Source organism: Pseudolysinimonas kribbensis, assembly GCF_030161895.1.
Classification (GTDB): Bacteria; Actinomycetota; Actinomycetes; order Actinomycetales; family Microbacteriaceae; genus Pseudolysinimonas; species Pseudolysinimonas kribbensis.
In genome coordinates this window covers 1,888,529-1,905,122 of the sequence record NZ_BSVB01000001.1, presented here as the reverse complement: position 1 = coordinate 1,905,122, position 16,594 = coordinate 1,888,529, and the positions used below count along the sequence as shown (strand labels likewise).

Below are 16,594 nucleotides of genomic sequence, written 5' to 3'. Positions count from 1 at the left end.
TGCTCCTCCCGGGTCAGTGGCGGTGCAGCGCCTGGTACGCGAGGAGCGCGTCGACCGTGCGGGTGCGATGTGCACGGGCGGTGAGCTCGATGTCGAGCTCCGGCGCCCCGGCGCGGATGAGCTCGAGGATGCCGACGTGCTCGCGCACCGACTCCACCGCGCGTTCGGGCACGAAGCTGAAGGTCGAGTCGCGCAGCCGGGCCAGGCGATCCCAGGCGCGGCGCACGATGGCGAGCAACTGCGGGTTGGGGCAGCGCTCGAACAGCACGGCGTGGAACTCGGCGTTCAGCCGGGTGAAGGCGTGCGGGTCGAAGTCGGCGAGCATCGCCTCCAGGCGCGCGTTGATCGCCGCGGCGCGGTCGAGATCGTCGGCCGTCACCCATGGAGCCGAGATCGCGGTCGCGGCACCCTCGGCGATGCCGAGCACCTGCATCGTCGCGACGTACTCGCCCTCGTCGACCAGGGCGACCTGCGCCCCCACGTTCCGCTCGAAGGTGACGAGACCCTCGGCCTCCAGCAGCCGGATCGCCTCGCGCACCGGCACCGCGCTCACGCCGAGCTCGCCGGCGACGGCCGCGAGCACCAGGCGGGTGCCGGGCGGGAGGCGACCGTCGGCGATCCGGCTCCGGATCCAGTCGTACGCCAGCCGCGACTTGCTGGGCGCCGCGATCAGCTCTGCCATGACCCGTAGCGTCTCCGCCACTCGGCGTTCATCGGGTAGAGGCCCTCGACCGATGCGCCGGCGGCGACCTGCTCGGCGATGAACGCCTCCTCGCGCTCCTGCTCGACCGCGTCGCGCGCCACCTCGACCGCGAGCGCCGCCGGGATCACGATCACCCCGTCGTCGTCGCCCACGATCACGTCGCCGGGCTGCACGGCGGCGCCGCCGCAGGAGATGGTGATGTCGGCATCCCACGGCACGTGCCGCCGGCCGAGCACCGCCGGGTGCGAGCCCGCGGCGAAGGTCGGGATGTCGATCGCCGCGACGGCGGCCGTGTCGCGCACGCCGCCGTCGGTCACGATCCCCGCGGCTCCCAGCCGCTGCGCCCGCAGCGCCAGGATGTCGCCCACCGTGCCGGTGCCGAGCTCGCCGCGGGCCTCCATGACGAGCACCTCGCCCGCGCGCAGCGTGTCGAACGCGCGCTTGTGCGTGGTGAAGCCGCCGCCGTGCGCGGCGTGGAGGTCGGGGCGGTACGGCACGAAGCGCAGCGTGCGGGCGCGCCCGACCATGCGACGGCCCGGCACGACGCCGTGCACGCCCTCGATCGCGACGTCGTCGTAGCCGCGCTTGCGCAGCTGGGAGCTGAGCGTCGCCGTCGACACCGAGAGCAGGGCGGCCCGCAGCTCGGGGGCCAGCTCGAATCCGGGTGCGAGGCCGGCCGCCTCCCTGCTGCCCCACGCCTCGGCGCGCTGCTCGTCGTCGATCGAGGGCGCGGCGCCGAAGTCGCCGAACGGCACGTCGCCTTCGACGACAGTGGTGCGCAACCGCCCGCTCGTGGGCGCGCCGGGCGCGGTGGGCGCATCCACCTCGACCTCGAGAACGTCGCCGGGCACGGCCACGCTCGCGCCGGCCGGCGTGCCGGTCAGGATGACGTCGCCGGGCTCGAGCGTCAGCAGCTGGCTGAGGTCGGCCACGAGGCGGCCGAGGTCGAAGAGCAGGTGCGACGTGTCGTCGTCCTGCACCAGCTCGCCGTTGCGCCAGGTGCGCACGCGCAGCGCGGCCGGGTCGACGTCGGCCGCGTCGATCAGCCGCGGCCCGAGCGGGGTGAATCCGTCGCCCCCTTGGAGCGGAGGTTCGATCCCCGGTCGGCGGTGCGCAGGTCGTAGAGCCCGAGGTCGTTCGCGGCGGTGACCGCGGCGACGTGACGCCAGCCGTCGGCGGGGGCGACGCGGCGGGCGGCGGTGCCGATCACGATCGCCACCTCGCCCTCGAACCCGAGCAGCTCGGTGCCCGCCGGGCGCTCGACCGTGCCGTCGCTCTCGGCGAGCGAGCTGGAGGGCTTCAGGAAGTAGGAGGGCTGGGACGGCGTCCTGCCGCGCTGCGCGGCCCGGCTCGCATAGTTCAGGTGGACCGCGACGACCTTGCCCGGTCGCGGGAGCTGCTCGGCCACGGCGCCTCCTCGGACGAGATCGTATACGACCCGAGCGGCGATTGTATATGATCCCCGCAGGAGGCGACGATGCAGTTTCACCATCACGGGTACGTGTCGGGCGACCCGCGGGTCCAGCCCGCGGCGGGCACCGGCATCGACCGGCCCGCGGAGCTGCCCGACACGGTGGACGTGCTCATCGTCGGCACGGGGCCCGCGGGCATGATCGCCGCCGCGCAGCTGTCGCAGTTCCCCGGCATCACGACGCGGATCATCGAGCGCCGCGAGGGCCGGCTCGTCATCGGGCAGGCGGATGGCATCCAGGCCCGCAGCGTCGAGACGTTCCAGGCCTTCGGCTTCGCCGGCCGGATCACCGAGGAGGCCTACCGGATCACCGAGATGGCGTTCTGGAAGCCCGACCCCGCCGCCCCGTCGAACATCGTGCGCACGGCGCGGCCGATCGACGACCCGACCGGCATCAGCGAGTTCCCGCACCTCATCGTCAACCAGGCACGCGTGCTCGACTACTTCGCCGAGGTGATGGCGAACTCCCCCACCCGGATGACGCCCGACTACGGCTGGGAACTCGTCGGCCTCGACCTCACCGACGACGCTGAGCATCCGGTGCACGCGCGCGTCGTCCGGATCGCCGACGGTGGCAGTGCCGCCACGGGCGGGGGCGAGGAGCGCACCATTCGCGCGCGCTACCTGCTCGGCGCCGACGGGGCCCGCAGCCGGGTGCGCGAGGCGATCGGCTGCACCCTCGACGGCACGCAGGCGAACCACGCGTGGGGCGTCATGGACGTGCTTGCCGTGACCGACTTCCCCGACATCCGGACCAAATGCGCGATCCAGTCGGAGGCCGGCAGCATCCTGCTGATCCCGCGCGAGGGCGGGCACCTGTTCCGCATGTACGTCGACCTCGGCGAGGTGCGCGAGGGCCACGAGGCCGCGGTGCGGGCCACCACGATCGAGCAGATCATCGTGAAGGCGAACGAGATCCTGCACCCCTACACGCTCGACGTGAAGGACGTCGCCTGGCACAGCGTCTACGAGGTCGGGCATCGGATCACCGAGCGGTTCGACGACGTGCCGCCCGAGCAGCGCGACCGCCGCACGCCGCGGGTGTTCATCGCGGGCGACGCCTGCCACACCCACAGCGCCAAGGCCGGCCAGGGCATGAACGTGTCGATGCAGGACGGCTGGAACATCGCGTGGAAGCTCGGGCACGTGCTCGAGGGGCGCGCGCCCGCGTCGCTGCTGGCCACCTACAACGCCGAGCGTCGGGTGATCGCACAGGACCTGATCGATTTCGACCGGGAGTGGTCGAACCTCATGGCGGCGCGGCCGGAGGAGCTGGCCGACCCGACCGAGCTCGAGGACTTCTACGTGCGCACCGCGGAGTTCCCGGCCGGCTTCCTGACCCGGTACGCCCCGTCGCTCATCGTCGCGGACACGCGTCACCAGGAGATCGCGACCGGCTTTCCGATCGGCCGGCGCTTCCGCTCCGCGCCCGTGGTGCGGGTGTGCGACGGCAACCCCGTGCACCTGGGGCATCACGCCCGGGCCGACGGGCGGTGGCGCATCTATGTGTTCGCTCCGGCGGACCGCGCACCGCTCGAGCGGTTGGCCGGATGGCTGGCCGACGACCCCGCGTCGCCCCTCGCCGCGACCCCTCCCGGGCTCGACCGCGACCACTGGTTCGACGTGAAGGTCGTGCACCCGCAGCCGCACACCGAGATCGACCTCCCCGCCGAGCCGGCGGTCTTCCTGCCGCGCAGCGGGCCGTTCCAGCTCATCGACTACGAGAAGGTCTATGCCGCCGACCCGCGCGACGACATCTTCGCGGCGCGGGGCATCCACCGCGACGGCGCGATCGTGGTCGTGCGGCCGGATCAGTACGTGTCGGCGGTGCTGCCGCTCGACGCGACCGACGAGCTCGCGGCGTTCTTCGCGCCTCTGACCGGGGCGCCCGTCGACTGACCGGCTCCCTGCGCGACGACCTCGTGCCAGAAGGGCGCGACGACGAGCGGCGAGATGCGGCAGTCCAGCAGGAGGAAGGGCCGTTCCGCGGGCGGCATCGAGGTCCAGGTGCGCAGCGGTTCGAGATCGGCGAGGTCGCGCACGACCACCCCGTGCGCACCGGATGCCGTGGCGAGCGCCGCGAAGTCCGCCTCCGGGATGCGCGTCGCCGCCTCCGCGACGCCGCGATCGGCGTAGGCGTGCACCTCGGCGCCGTACGCGGCGTCGTTGAAGACGACCGCCATGCCCCGGCCGCCGGCGACGCGCACCGCGGTCTCGAGGTCGGCCAGCGCCATCAGGCTGCCGCCGTCGCCCGCAGCGAGCACGATCGTCGTGTCGGGGCGGGCACGCGTCGCGCCCACGAGGCTCGGGAACCCGACGCCGATGGTCTGGATGGCGGTGCCGACCATGATCATCCGCTCGGGCGAGGCGACGGGCCACGCCGTGTTCGGCCAGCCGATGAAGTGGCCGCCGTCGGTCACCACGATGCGGTCCTCCGGCAGCAGAGTCGCCAATCGTTCCGCGAGGGCGCGCGGGTGCAGCCGGCCGTCGGCGGCGTGCTCGGGGTCGGGCTCGGGGTCGGCCTCCGGATGCCGGGGCACGACGCGCGCGTCAGGCGACCCTGCGCGCACCAGCTCGGTCAGCGCCTCGGCGGCCACGCGTGCATCGGCGCGAATGTGCACGTCGACCCGCTCGTCGCTCGACGCGTCGGCGAGGTCGATCCGGATCACGTGCGCAGCCGGGCCGAAGAGCCGACCGAACCGCGTCGTGAACGGGCTGAGCGAGGCGCCGACGACGAGCACGGCATCCGCGTCGTGGATGGCGTCCATGGCGGCCGGGTCACCGAACCCGCCGGTGACCCCGAGGTCGTGCGCCGCGTCGGCGAAGAGGCCGCGGCCGAGCGCCGTGCTCGACGTCGTCGCGCCGAGCGCCGCTGCGAGCCGGTTCAGCTCGGCTCCGGCACCGGCCAGCCAGGCGCCGCGCCCGGCGAGCAGGTGGGGACGCTCGGCGGCGGCCAGCACCGCGGCCGCGCGCCGCAGCCCCGCGTTCGCGGCCTCGTCGAGCGGCGGCGGCGCGAGCGGCGCGTCGGGCGGGACCGGCTCCTCGTCGCCCGCGGTCGCGGTCGCCAGGTCGTACGGGATCGCCAGCACGACCGGGATGCGCTCGCGCACCGCGCGGTCGAAGGCCTCGAGCGCGCGCCGCTGCGGCGTCGCGGCGTCGACCGTCACGGTCGGCACGCCGAGGGCGAGGGCGAGCGCGTGCTGGTCGAGGTCCCAGCCGCGCGGCCCGGTCGTCGGCGCCGCGCCGGTCAGGAGCACGAGCGGGATCCGGGCGTGCGCCGCCTCGGCCAGCGGCGTGAGCGCATTCGCGAAGCCGGGGCCGTACGTGGTGGTGGCGACGGCGATGCGGCCGGAGGCACGCGCGTAGGCGTCGGCGGCCACCACGCCGCCGGCCTCGTGGCGCACCGCGGTGAAGCGGGCCGTCGTGCGGGTCAGCGCGTCGAGGACGTGCGCGTTGCCGTTGCCCATGACGCCGAAGACGTCGTCGGCCCGCGCGGCGATCGCACGGGCGACGGCGGAGGAGACGGTGGATGACGATCCGGACATGGCGCTCCTGAGGGAGAGACGGGATCGCGACGCGTGACGGTCGCGAACGATCCGTATGTGTCTCCCGGCCCCGCCGGATCGCGCCCCTTTTCCGAGCGCCGGCGGCATGGCCGCCTGACCGGATCAGGCTACAGCGGGCTGAGCGCGCGCCGCATCGTGCTCATCAGGGTGGCGATCGCGGAGTCGAGGTCGGCCGGCGGCCGGGTGATGAGCCAGGAGTCCATCGCCTGCCCCATGCCCATCGCGAGAGCGATGATTAGGTCGGCGGCGAGGTCGGTGCGCACCGCGCCCACCCGCTGGCCCGCCTCGATCGTCTGCAGCAGCCACGGCGTCGTCGCCTCGGTCGCCTCCTGCTCGGCCTCGCGCAGCGAGGGCCCCCGGAGCCCGTGAGCCAGCCCCGCAGCAGCGCGGCGGTCTCCGGCGTCTCGCCCAACCGCCGCATGAGGCGCAGGTAGAGGCCCTCGAGCTCTGACCAGAACGCGTCGGCATCCGCCGGATCGGGTACCGAGATCGGCCCGGAGTGCTCGAGAAGCTGCTCCAGCTGCATGCGGATGACGTCCGCGTAGAGGTCGTCCTTGCCGTCGAAGTAGTAGTACATCGAGCCCTTGGAGATGCCGGCGGCATCGATGATCCGGTTCAACGATGCGGCGGCGAACCCGTGGGCTGCGAACTCCTCGAGGGCGGCGGCCATGATCGCCCGTTGCTGCTCGGCGGGGAGCCGGTGGAACCGCGGGCGGGCCATGACGCCATTCAATCGGACGGCGGCGGCAACTCGATCGGGTCGCGCAGGCTCCGGCCGGTCACGAGGTTCGCGACGAACGGGATGCCCATGAGCCCGACGAGCGCATCGCGCACGATCAGCTGGGCACGGGTGCGGGGCGCGAACGCGGTGCCGAGCCCGATCGCCGCGTCCTGCTTGGTGCGCACGACGGGAGCCAGGCGCTGCTCGTACGCCGCGAACGCGGCGGCATGGTCGCCGTGCGCGTCCCGGAGGGCGCGGGCGAGCACGTACGCCTCGACCATGGCGAGCGCCGACCCCTGACCGGCCAGCAGCGACGGGCTCGCGGCGGCGTCGCCGATCAGGGCGACCCGTCCGCGCGACCAGGACGGCATCCGGATCTGGCTGGCCTTGTCGAGGTAGAAGGTGCGGGCGGTGGGCATGAGCTCCAGGATGCGCGGCACCTCCCAGCCGAGGTGGCCGAGCCGCCGACGCAGCAGCTCCTGCTGGGCGGTCACGTCGTCGATCGGTACGGCGCCCTCGTGCCGGAACATGAAGCAGAACATCGTCACGTCGTCGCGCAGCGCGATTCGCAGCGTCTGAGCGCCGACCTGCGTGCGGGTGATCGCGATGAGCTCGTCGCGGGGACGATAGCCCCGGATGTCGAAGGCGGCGACGGCGATGCCGAGGTCGCGCTCGTACCCGGCCTCGGGCCCGAACGCGAGGGCGCGCACCCGGGAGTGCAGGCCGTCGGCGCCGATCACGAGGTCGAAGGCGCGGGATCCACCGCTCGTCAGTTCGACGCGGACCCGGTCGCCGTCGTCATCGAGCCGTTCGACGGTGTCACCGAAGAGCATCTCGATGCTGCCGGCCCCGCCGGCTTCCACCACGTCGCGGACCGCGTCGAGGATCGCGGCGGCCAGATCGGATCGGGCGATGGTGACGTAGCGCCCGTCCGCCCCCGCGATGAGACGCTCGGCGTCGAGCTGCGTGATCTTGCGGCCGTGGTCGGAGACCTCGCGCATGGTGCGGAAGTGGTACCCCTCGGCGAGGAGCCGGGGCACGAGACCCATCCGCTCGGCGACCGTGTACCCGGTGCCCCAGAAGTCGACGACGTAGCCGCCGCGGCGGGGCTCGGGCGCGCGCTCGAGCAGCGTCACGTCATGGCCGTCGCGCGCGAGCCAGTAGGCGAGGGTGGGCCCCGCGATCCCGGCTCCGACGATGAGGACCTTCATCCGCGCTCCCTAGTCCGGTGGTTCGACCGCTGGTCTAAGAATGGCACGAGGACGGCCGCGCCACCACCGTTTCTTGTGACGGCCGCTCGGGATAAGGTGCCCGCGTGACCGAAGACGCTCGCTCCCATGCCGAACTCGCCGCCGCACTGCGGGAACGCGTGCTCGCCTCGGGGGTCCTCGCTCCGGACCTCCGGCGCGGCATCCTCGCGCGCGGAGGCGGCGGCTCGATTCCGGTCGACGCGCCGTACGACGAGCTCGTGCGGCAGATCGCCGGCGCCTCCTTCCGCGTGGTCGATCGTCAGGTCGACGAGGTGCGCGAGGCGGCCGGATCGCAGAAGGCCGCATTCGAGGTCGTGCTCACGGCATGCATCGGCGCCGGGCTCTCCCGCTGGGACGCCGCGTCCGCGGCGATCGACGAGGCGACCGATGCGCCTGCCTGAGATCGAACGCGGCGACGACCTCCGGCACCGCGCCCTCATCCGGATCATCTCGGCCGTGTCCGGCATCCGGCTGCCCGACGCGGCCCGGGTCGCCTTCTACGACCGCGCCTTCGCCGGTCCCGCACTCGGCGCGTGGACCCAGCGAGCGCTGCGCGGTCCGAGCACGTGGAGCGTCTCGGAGCGCGAGCTCATGGCCTCGATGGTCGCGACCTGGAACAGCTGCCCGTTCTGCATCGGCGCCCACCGCGCGGTCGCGGTGAAGGGCATGGATCCCGAGATCGCGGACGCCGTCCTGACCGACTACCGCACCGCCCCGATCCCGGAGCGCCTGCGGGCGGCGCTCGCCTTCCTCGAGCGGATGACGACGGCACCGGCCGAGCTCGACACCGACGACGCGCGCCGCGCCCTCGCGGCCGGCGTCACGGTCGACGAGCTGCGGGATGCCGCCGCCGTCGGCACGATCTTCAACGTGATCGCCCGCTACGCCAACGCGCTCGACTTCGAGATCCCGAGCGTCGAGGAGTTCGACACGGCGGCAGGCATGCTGCTCAAGCGCGGGTACAGCTGACCGGTCAGGCGCCGGCTGCCACGTCGAACACGACGATGCGGGCGGCGTTCTCGCCGAGGAAGTCCGCCACGACGGCGTGCGACGGATCGGGCAGATAGGCGTCACGATCGGCGACCGTGGCGAACCGGACCACCATGCCCCAGTCGTGGTCGCGCTCGAGGCCCTCGGTGCTCACGCTCGTTCCACGATCGATCGCCGTCACCCCGCGGATGCCGCGCAGGTGCTCGTCGACGAGCGCATCGGCCCGCGTGCTCGACTCGGCGGCATCGCCGCGCCACCCGACCAGGACCACGTGCGTCACGCCGCTCATCCCTCGACGATACGTGCCGCGCGGTTGCCGTCGCGCGCATCCCGGATCGACAATCGGAGGATGCGCGCGGGACAGGTCTGGTCGGTCGCCGATGCGGAGCCCGAGACGTGGACCGTCGGGATGGGCGCCGAGCAGTAGATGACGTGACTGATGTTCTTGCCCGACGGGTGGCTGAAGGTCGTGGCCTGCAGACTCTCGACCTGGTTCCAGGTGGTGCCGGCGGCGTCCGCGGGGTACTTGTAGGTCGCGTTGCTGTAGTAGGCGTTGTTCTCCGCCTCGACGCTCTCGCCCGTGCTGCCGGACTTGATGACGACCTTGGTCCACTGGGAGCCGGCCGGCGGCTGCCCGAGCGTCCAGGTCGCGCCGCCCGGGTCGTCGATCTTGGCGCAGACCTCGTTCGTGCCGGGGGTCTGCCAGTAGGACGGCGCGTTGCTCTGATCGGCGGGCGGATCGGCCGCGGCCGGTCCCGTTGCGGCGAACACGAGGGCGACGGCTGCCAACACGGTGGCAGCGGCCGCGACGATACGGCGGGGCATGGGGATGCTCCTTGATGAGGGCGACCGCGAGCGCGCCGCATCGTATGCGGAGAGATTCGGGTCTCAGGGGGATGGGGGTGACGGTGGCCCTGGTCAAGCGGGGGTACGGGTTAGGCCACCGTGCCGCTGACGCTACGTGTCCGCCGAAAGGGGGACCACCCCTCGTTGGGTAAGACTTCTCTCACGCGGCGGTGTTCGCGCCCTCTCAGCGGGTCGGCCAGCTCCAGGACGGCTCGTCGAGGGTTCCCTGACCGGCCACCTGCGTCTCGCCGGCGACCTTCCGAAGCTCCGCGACGCGCCCACCGCCCTGCCGCAGCGCGTCGACGATGACCGCCGCATGCGAGACGACGACGAGCTGCGACTCCCGCGACGCCACGCCGATGAGCCGGGCGAGCGCCGGCAGCAGCTCCGGATGCAGGCTCGTCTCCGGCTCGTTGAGCACGATGAGCCCCGCCGGACGTGGTGAGAGCAGCGCGGCGACCCAGACGAGGTAGCGCAGCGTGCCGTCCGAGAGCTCGGCCGCGCTCAGCGGGCGCAGCAGTCCGGGCTGGGCCAGCGTCACCTCGAAGCGGCCGTCGTGCTCCCGGATGTCGAGCCGGCTGCCCGGGAACGCCTCGTCGACGGCGGCATCCAGTCGCTCGCGCATGCCGATCTCCCGGATCGTCTGGAGCGCGCCGGCGAGATCGCGGCCGTCGGAGGCGAGCACCGGCGTGCGGGTGCCGATCTCCGCGGCGCGCACGGGCGACTCCGGGTCGGCCCGGATGTGGTCGTAGAACCGCCAGCCGCGCAACGCCCTGCGCACAGCCCGCACCTCGGGCGAGTCGACCTCGTCGAGCATGCTCTCCCACGGCGCGAGCGCGCGATCGGCGGATGTCCACCCACCGTCGTCGCGCAGCCGCACGTGCGGCCCGATGCGCTCGGCGAGCGCCGTGGCCGGCCGCGGCACGGAGCCGTGCCAGATCGACTCGGCCTTGATCTCAGGGTCTCGTCCGAACAGCGACCCCTCCTGCGGGATCGGCAGACCGAGGTCCACCGCGTAGCCGAACTCGTCGCCGGCGAATCCCATGCGCAGCGAGACCGGGCCGGTGCGCACGGTGCCCTGAGCGGGGGCGCGACCGGCGCGCACATCCCGACTCAGCGTCTCCGGCCCCGCCCACAGCGTCGACGAGAGGCCCCTTCGCGCGCGAGCGCCGCGACCGAGCCGTCGCGCCCGGCGGCGGCCAGCAGGCGCAGTGCGCGGTACAGGCTCGACTTGCCGCTGCCGTTCGGCCCGGTGATGACCGTGACGGGAGCGAGATCCAGCCGCAGCCGCCGGATCGAGCGGTAGCCGTCGATCGCGAGCGCCGTGAGCACGCCCTCAGTGTAGGAACGGCCACGGACGCGCTCTCACAGGGCGAGGGCGACCTCGGTGAGATCGTGCCCCGCGACATCCGGACCGTGCGGCAGCATCGGGTGCAGCTCGAAGGTCATGCCGCGCTTGACGAGCATCGCGACGTACTGCAGCGCGCCCTTGCCGTAGACCAGCCAGCGCTCACGGCCGACGTTGATGAGCCGGTACGCGCCACGGCGACCGGTGAACTCCACCTCGGCCGTCTGGCTCGACGGCAGCTCCATCTCGTTCATGCTTCGATGCTCGCCCGTTGCGGGCGCGGAGGCATCGGTCTGGGGGTGGATTCCGCCGTACTCCCGCGGGAGTAGGGCGCCTCAGGCGCCCGCTTCCCGACGAGGGCCGCTTCGGCTGGGACGACCTTCGCATCGCCCGCGCACTCCGCCGCCGCACCGTTTCCGAAATGCAGGAGCAGACGGCCCTCGAGCCAGGCGCAGGCGACCTCTCGTCCGACGCCGCCCGCACGTTCTCCTGCATTTCGGAAGGGGGCGACGCGGCGAGAACGGAGGCGGCGCGCCTAGCGCTCCGCGGGGTGCGCGTCGCGCGCGAGCATCGCGGTGCCGCGCAGCAGCGTCCACGTGTAGAGGGCGTCCGCGACGACGTGGAGCACGGCCCCGAGGATCACGATCCCGAGGGCGAGATCGCGCAGCAGCAGATTGTCGGGCGCGATGGCCGCGACGAAGAGGATGAGCGGCATCCCGATCATGAGCAGCGCCGTGCGGATCCGGCCCACCCACCGCACCGGGATCGCGCGGTCGCGGCTGCGCGCGAACACCGCGATGCCGAACACGAGGTCCGGCACCATGATCGCCAGCAGCAGCCACCACGGCAGGTACCCGCCGATCACCATCGTCACCGCGATGACGATCTGGCTGAGACGGTCGGCGATCGCATCGAGCTTGCGGCCCAGCTCCGACACCTGGTGGAAGCGCCGCGCGACGTAGCCGTCGATCCAGTCGGTGGCGGCGAGCGCGAGCGCGGCCACGAGGGCGCCGAACGGCGAGTGCAGCGGCAGCAGCAGGATGACGAACAGCGGCGCGAAGAGCACGAGGCGCGCGAGCGAGATGACGTTCGGCACCGTCAGGACACGGTCGCTCGCCTCGGGCATCACCCCCGTATCCTGCCCCATCCCCCGATGCGGCGGACCGGTGCTCAGGCGGCGTCGAAGTGGCGCAGCACCCGCAGGGCGCGGAGGGTGACCATCCGGCTCGGCTCGCCCGACGGCTCCACCTCGCCGATGCCCGGCTCCGGCGGGGCGTTCTCGGCGATCCAGCGGCCGTCGGCGCCGCGGCGCGTGCGCACGATCTCGAGGGCCTCGTCCAGGCGCGGGTCGGTGCCGCGGCCGGCATCCCGCAGGTGGTCCAGGCCGCGGAGCACGTCGTAGAGCCAGCGTCCCGGCCAGCCGAAGCGCAGGAAGCCCTCGTCGACGAGCTCCCCGGTAGACCGGCGCCGCAGCATCCCGCGCTCGAGCAGGTACTCCTCGCCGCGGGCGCGGGCTGCCGCCGCCGGCTCCCAGCCCCCGACCGCGCGCTCGTAGGCGAGCAGCCCCTCGAGCACCCGGATCGTCGAGTTGAAGGAACCCCGGGAGCTCTGCGGCGCCTCGCAGTTCCAGCCGCCGTCGGCCAGCTGCTCCGACACCAGCCGTTCGGCCAGCGACCGGGTCGGCTCGCCGAAGAAGGCGCCCTGCGAGAGCACCTCCCCGTTGATGCAGGCCTCCACCTCGCCCTCGAAGTACGGGGGCGACCCGAACTCGTCGGGCCAGTGCACGAGGTCACGGGTGAGCTCGATCCGCCGGCGCACCTCCGGGTCGGCGGGATCGGGCCCGAGCAGCCGGATGATCTCCAGGATGTCGAGATTGAACCTCCACGTCGGCTCGCCCTCCCCGCCGCCGCCCCAGGTGCCGTCGGGGCGCTGGCGCGCCAGCCATCCGGGGCACCAGCCCTCGTGCGCCACGCGCGCCCGCTCGGCCGCCACGGCATCCGGGCTCGCGTCGGTCAGGTCGCGCATGGCCTGCCAGCGGACGGCGGGATCGCCCTCCAGCAGCCAGTCGATGACCTCGTCGTCGCGGCTCATGCGCCCCACCCTGCCGTGGACCGCCGACGGCCGGAAGTCTTTCGTTCTTCCCAAGTTCACCCATCGGGTGTCTCATGGGACTGTCACCTATCCGGGGGTAGAACCGTGTCCCACCTCATCCGCTCCATCGCCGTCGCCGCCGCCACCGGCGGACTCGTCCTCACCGGGATCGCCGTCGCGGCCCCCGCGAACGCCGCGAGCACCGACATCGTCATCAACGAGGTCTACGGCGGCGGAGGCAACAACGGCTCCACGCTGACCAACGACTTCATCGAGCTCAAGAACCTCTCGGGCGCGGCCGTCGACGTCGACGGCTGGACCCTCGAGTACCGCTCCGCGAGCGGCTCGTCCGGCGGCAGCACGACGCTCGCGGGGTCGATCGCCGCCGGTGCGACGTACCTCGTGCAGGAGTCCGGCGGCACGAGCGGCACCGTCGCGCTCCCGTCCCCGGATGCCACCGGCACCCTCGCGCTGAGCGCGAGCAACGGCACCGTGGTGCTGCATCACGACGCCACCACGGTCGACCTCGTCGGCTACGGCACCGCGACCGTCTCGGAGACCGCGCCCGCGCCCGGCCTGAACGCCGCGACCTCGGACGCCCGCACCGGCGCCGACACCGACGACAACGCCGCGGACTTCAGGGCCGGGATCCCGACCCCCACCAACGCCGCGGGGCAGACCGTCGACCTCGGCCCGGGCGACGGCGGCGGCACCCCGCCCACCCCCGGCGACGTGCGCATCCACGACATCCAGGGCGACTCGTGGGTGTCGCCGCTCGACGACCAGAAGGTGCAGAACGTTCCCGGCATCGTGACGGCCGTGCGCAACACCGGATCGAGCCGGGGCTACTGGATCCAGGACCCGACCCCCGACGCCGACACCTCCACGAGCGAGGGCGTGTTCGTCTTCACGAGCACCCCGACCGTCGCCGTCGGCGACTCCGTGCTCGTCTCCGGCACGGTCAAGGACTACTACCCGCTCGCCGACGGCGACACCCTCGCCACCACCTCCAACCTCTCGACCACCGAGATCGGCAGCTCGAGCGTGTACGTGCTCTCGCACGGCAACGCCCTGCCCGCCCCCGTGCTGCTGACGCCGACGACCGTGCCCGACCGGTACGCGCCGGACCTCGGCGGCGCGAACATCGAGACCACCGGCATCCAGCCCGCGCGCTCCGCCCTCGACTACGACGAGTCGATCGAGGGCATGCGCGCCGAGGTCGACGACGCGCGGGTCGTCGGCCCGTCGAACCCGTACGGCGAGACGTACGTGACGACCAAGCCCGACCAGACGGTGACGCCGCGCGGCGGCACCTTCCTCACGGGCGAGAACCAGACCCCGTCGGGACGCCTCGAGGTCGTGCCGATCGACGGCTCCGATCCGGCGGCGAACGTCGGCGACGTGCTCACCGGCGCCACCGTCGGCCCGATCGACTGGTCGAGCTTCGGCGGCTACCTCATCGCCGCGACGAAGCTCGGCACCGTCGCCCGGCACGGCCTCATGCCCACGGTCGCGTCGAAGCAGGCCGCCGATCAGCTCGCGGTCGCCACCTACAACGTCGAGAACCTCGCCCCCGGCGACCCGGCCGCCAAGTACGCGCGGCTCGCGGCGGGCATCGTCACCAACCTCGCCTCGCCGGATGTCGTGGCACTCGAGGAGGTGCAGGACAACGACGGCGCCGCCGACTCGGGCACCGTGGCCGCCGATCAGACCCTCCAGAAGCTCACGGCCGCGATCGCCGCCGCGGGCGGGCCGTTCTATCAGTGGCGCGAGATCGACCCGGTGAACGACCAGGACGGCGGGCAGCCGGGCGGCAACATCCGGGTGGCGTTCCTGTTCGACCCGTCGCGGGTCTCGTTCGTCGACGCCGGATCGGCATCCGTCGACCGCTCCACGACCGGCACCGCGGTCACCAAGACCCGCGGCACGGTCGGCCTCACCCTCTCGCCGGGGCGCATCGACCCGACGAGCCCGGCCTGGCAGGACAGCCGCAAGCCGCTCGTGGGCGAGTTCGTCTTCCGCGGGCAGCACGTCTTCGTGATCGGCAACCACTTCGACTCCAAGCTCGGCGACCAGAACGCGGACGGCCGGTTCCAGTACCCGGCGCAGTCCTCCGCCGTGCAGCGCAAGGCGCAGGCGACCGAGGTGCACGATTTCGTCGCCTCGATCCTGAAGCGCGATCACAACGCCAAGGTCGTGGTCGCCGGCGACCTCAACGACTATCAGTTCAGTCCGGCGTTGCAGACGCTCACGGGCACCGGCCCGCACCGGGTGCTGACCGACCTCATCACGACGCTGCCGCAGAACCAGCAGTACACCTACGTCTACGACGGCATCTCCGAGGCGCTCGACCACATCCTCGTCACGCGGGGCGCCGGCTCGGTGCGCGACGGCTCGGTGCAGTACGAGGTGGTGCACCTGAACGCGGAGTTCGCCGACCAGGTGAGCGACCACGACCCGCAGCTCGTGCGGCTCCGGATGGCGAAGCGGCCGACCCTGCCGATCTGCTCGCCGGATGCGCTGGCCGTCTCCTACACCGACGCGCTGAACAAGCAGCAGGTCGACGGCGCCACGGTGGGCGGGCTCTCCTCGCTCGCCTACGACGCGCGCACCCGCTCCTACGTCTCGGCGGTCGACAACCACGCGGCCGACCCCGCACGGATCTGGTTCATCGGCAGCCCGACGCACCCGACCGCGACGCACGCTCCGCTCGTGCTGAAGGCTCCGGATGGCACCCCGTACACCGGCGAGACGGCCGACGACGAGGGCCTCGCCGTGCTGCCGGACGGCGACTTCCTCGTGAGCTCGGAGACCGAACCGTCGATTCGGATCTTCGGGCGCGACGGGGTGCAGAAGGCGTCGCTGCCCGTGCCCGCGCGATTCGCGGTGACCGGCACGACATCCGATGGGCAGGCCACCGCCAATGCGACCCTCGAGGGCCTGACGATCTCGCCGGACGGGAAGACCATCGTCGCGGCGATGGAGGGCGCGCTCTCGGGCGACGTCTCCGCCTCGGGCGACGCGACGATGCACCGCTTCCTCGTCTACACGGCGGGTCGGCACGGCACGTGGTCGCTCTCGAAGCAGATCGCCTATCGCGCGGAGGCCGGTCAGCGGATCCCGGAGGTCGCCGCCTACGGCCGGGACTCCCTGCTCGTCGAGGAGGCGTCGTACGACCCGGCCACCGGCAACGCGGTCTCCCTGTACGCGGTGACGAAGGCGTCGAAGGCGACCGACGTCTCCGGCGTCGCCGATCTCTCCGCCGCGACCGGCGACGCCGTGGCGAAGAAGCTCGTCGCGGATCTCGTCACGTGCCCGACGCTCGGTGCGACCGCGCTCGAGCCGCAGGCGAACCCGCTCCTCGACAACTTCGAGGGCATGGCGGTCACCGGCAGCCTCGGCATCCACGGATTCCACGGCGCGGCCATCAGCCTCATCAGCGACGACAACTTCAGCGCGACCCAGCGCACGCGGGTGCTGAACCTCGTGGCGAAGCTGCCCTGACCCGCGGGGTGCGGCGCCGGGGCCCGACGTCGAGGAATGCGCCGCTACCTGCCGGTCATCCCCGTCAGCGGCGTCAGCTACCGATCGCGGCGTATTCCTCGACG

At 72.8% G+C, this 16,594-nt stretch carries 14 protein-coding genes and 2 pseudogenes; 4 read left to right on the top strand and 12 right to left on the bottom strand.

Going from position 1 to position 16,594, the window contains the following annotated elements; genetic code table 11:
• Nucleotides 1-13: 13 nt before the first annotated feature.
• Both QQK35_RS10620 and QQK35_RS10615 read right to left on the bottom strand, forming a co-directional pair.
• The gene (locus QQK35_RS10620) at nt 14-682 is read right to left on the bottom strand and encodes a GntR family transcriptional regulator (protein WP_284254136.1); all 669 of its coding nucleotides are present in this window, start codon (nt 680-682) and stop codon (nt 14-16) included.
• Nucleotides 670-2,111, bottom strand: a pseudogene (locus tag QQK35_RS10615) (fumarylacetoacetate hydrolase family protein). The gene QQK35_RS10620 and the pseudogene QQK35_RS10615 overlap by 13 nt, the downstream one beginning before the upstream one ends.
• Nucleotides 2,112-2,180: 69 nt before the next feature.
• On the opposite strand from QQK35_RS10615, the gene QQK35_RS10610 reads away from it, so the two are divergent.
• Nucleotides 2,181-4,073, top strand: coding sequence for an FAD-binding monooxygenase (locus QQK35_RS10610; protein ID WP_284254135.1), 1,893 nt, complete (start codon nt 2,181-2,183; stop codon nt 4,071-4,073).
• On the opposite strand, the gene QQK35_RS10605 is transcribed toward QQK35_RS10610, so the two are convergent.
• The 4 genes from QQK35_RS10605 to QQK35_RS10590 form a co-directional block, all read right to left on the bottom strand.
• Nucleotides 3,986-5,719 carry a thiamine pyrophosphate-binding protein gene (locus QQK35_RS10605; protein WP_284254134.1) on the bottom strand — a complete coding sequence of 578 codons (1,734 nt, stop codon included), beginning with the start codon at nt 5,717-5,719 and terminating at the stop codon, nt 3,986-3,988. The genes QQK35_RS10610 and QQK35_RS10605 overlap by 88 nt on opposite strands.
• Before the next feature lie 128 nt (nt 5,720-5,847).
• Nucleotides 5,848-6,003, bottom strand: a complete 156-nt coding sequence (locus QQK35_RS10600) for a hypothetical protein (RefSeq protein ID WP_284254132.1) — start codon at nt 6,001-6,003, stop codon at nt 5,848-5,850.
• Nucleotides 5,976-6,461, bottom strand: coding sequence for a TetR/AcrR family transcriptional regulator (locus tag QQK35_RS10595; protein WP_284254131.1), 486 nt, complete (start codon nt 6,459-6,461; stop codon nt 5,976-5,978). Before QQK35_RS10595 ends, QQK35_RS10600 begins: the two co-directional genes overlap by 28 nt.
• An 8-nt stretch (nt 6,462-6,469) precedes the next feature.
• Complete coding sequence (locus tag QQK35_RS10590; RefSeq protein ID WP_284254130.1) at nt 6,470-7,672, bottom strand: FAD-binding domain; 1,203 nt, start codon at nt 7,670-7,672, stop codon at nt 6,470-6,472.
• 104 nt (nt 7,673-7,776) lie between these two features.
• Between QQK35_RS10590 and QQK35_RS10585 the strand changes: the two genes are divergently transcribed.
• Nucleotides 7,777-8,112 carry a hypothetical protein gene (locus tag QQK35_RS10585; protein WP_284254127.1) on the top strand — a complete coding sequence of 112 codons (336 nt, stop codon included), beginning with the start codon at nt 7,777-7,779 and terminating at the stop codon, nt 8,110-8,112.
• Nucleotides 8,099-8,680, top strand: a complete 582-nt coding sequence (locus QQK35_RS10580; RefSeq protein ID WP_284254126.1) for a carboxymuconolactone decarboxylase family protein — start codon at nt 8,099-8,101, stop codon at nt 8,678-8,680. The genes QQK35_RS10585 and QQK35_RS10580 overlap by 14 nt, the downstream gene beginning before the upstream one ends.
• 4 nt (nt 8,681-8,684) lie before the next feature.
• Here the strand turns inward: QQK35_RS10580 and QQK35_RS10575 are convergent, their stop codons facing one another.
• The 6 genes and pseudogenes from QQK35_RS10575 to QQK35_RS10550 all read right to left on the bottom strand — a co-directional run bounded on the left by QQK35_RS10575 (nt 8,685) and on the right by QQK35_RS10550 (nt 12,986).
• Nucleotides 8,685-8,990 (bottom strand): Dabb family protein, encoded by a 306-nt coding sequence (locus QQK35_RS10575; protein WP_284254124.1) that lies wholly within the window; start codon nt 8,988-8,990, stop codon nt 8,685-8,687.
• Nucleotides 8,987-9,526: a hypothetical protein gene (locus QQK35_RS10570; RefSeq protein WP_284254123.1), complete on the bottom strand. Its 540-nt coding sequence runs from the start codon at nt 9,524-9,526 to the stop codon at nt 8,987-8,989. Before QQK35_RS10570 ends, QQK35_RS10575 begins: the two co-directional genes overlap by 4 nt.
• A gap of 205 nt (nt 9,527-9,731) precedes the next feature.
• Nucleotides 9,732-10,879 (bottom strand): annotated as a pseudogene (locus QQK35_RS10565) (AAA family ATPase).
• 33 nt (nt 10,880-10,912) lie between these two features.
• Nucleotides 10,913-11,149: a hypothetical protein gene (locus tag QQK35_RS10560; protein WP_284254122.1), complete on the bottom strand. Its 237-nt coding sequence runs from the start codon at nt 11,147-11,149 to the stop codon at nt 10,913-10,915.
• Nucleotides 11,150-11,430: 281 nt separating this feature from the next.
• Nucleotides 11,431-12,021: a CDP-alcohol phosphatidyltransferase family protein gene (locus QQK35_RS10555; RefSeq protein WP_284255674.1), complete on the bottom strand. Its 591-nt coding sequence runs from the start codon at nt 12,019-12,021 to the stop codon at nt 11,431-11,433.
• Between the two features lie 44 nt (nt 12,022-12,065).
• The gene (locus tag QQK35_RS10550) at nt 12,066-12,986 is read right to left on the bottom strand and encodes a hypothetical protein (RefSeq protein ID WP_284254121.1); all 921 of its coding nucleotides are present in this window, start codon (nt 12,984-12,986) and stop codon (nt 12,066-12,068) included.
• Nucleotides 12,987-13,091: 105 nt separating this feature from the next.
• Between QQK35_RS10550 and QQK35_RS10545 the strand changes: the two genes are divergently transcribed.
• A complete protein-coding gene (locus tag QQK35_RS10545; RefSeq protein WP_284254119.1) occupies nt 13,092-16,490 on the top strand; it encodes an esterase-like activity of phytase family protein in 3,399 nt (1,132 codons plus the stop codon).
• Nucleotides 16,491-16,594 lie beyond the last annotated feature (104 nt).

Bases quoted from the DNA above. Each gene is read 5' to 3' on its own strand.
- QQK35_RS10590 (WP_284254130.1), bottom strand. From the start codon at position 7,672: ATGAAGGTCCTCATCGTCGGAGCCGGGATCGCGGGGCCCACCCTCGCC.
- QQK35_RS10580 (WP_284254126.1), top strand. From the start codon at position 8,099: ATGCGCCTGCCTGAGATCGAACGCGGCGACGACCTCCGGCACCGCGCC.
- QQK35_RS10605 (WP_284254134.1), bottom strand. From the start codon at position 5,719: ATGTCCGGATCGTCATCCACCGTCTCCTCCGCCGTCGCCCGTGCGATC.
- QQK35_RS10575 (WP_284254124.1), bottom strand. From the start codon at position 8,990: ATGAGCGGCGTGACGCACGTGGTCCTGGTCGGGTGGCGCGGCGATGCC.
- QQK35_RS10560 (WP_284254122.1), bottom strand. From the start codon at position 11,149: ATGAACGAGATGGAGCTGCCGTCGAGCCAGACGGCCGAGGTGGAGTTC.
- QQK35_RS10610 (WP_284254135.1), top strand. From the start codon at position 2,181: ATGCAGTTTCACCATCACGGGTACGTGTCGGGCGACCCGCGGGTCCAG.
- QQK35_RS10595 (WP_284254131.1), bottom strand. From the start codon at position 6,461: ATGGCCCGCCCGCGGTTCCACCGGCTCCCCGCCGAGCAGCAACGGGCG.
- QQK35_RS10620 (WP_284254136.1), bottom strand. From the start codon at position 682: ATGGCAGAGCTGATCGCGGCGCCCAGCAAGTCGCGGCTGGCGTACGAC.
- QQK35_RS10570 (WP_284254123.1), bottom strand. From the start codon at position 9,526: ATGCCCCGCCGTATCGTCGCGGCCGCTGCCACCGTGTTGGCAGCCGTC.
- QQK35_RS10550 (WP_284254121.1), bottom strand. From the start codon at position 12,986: ATGAGCCGCGACGACGAGGTCATCGACTGGCTGCTGGAGGGCGATCCC.
- QQK35_RS10555 (WP_284255674.1), bottom strand. From the start codon at position 12,021: ATGCCCGAGGCGAGCGACCGTGTCCTGACGGTGCCGAACGTCATCTCG.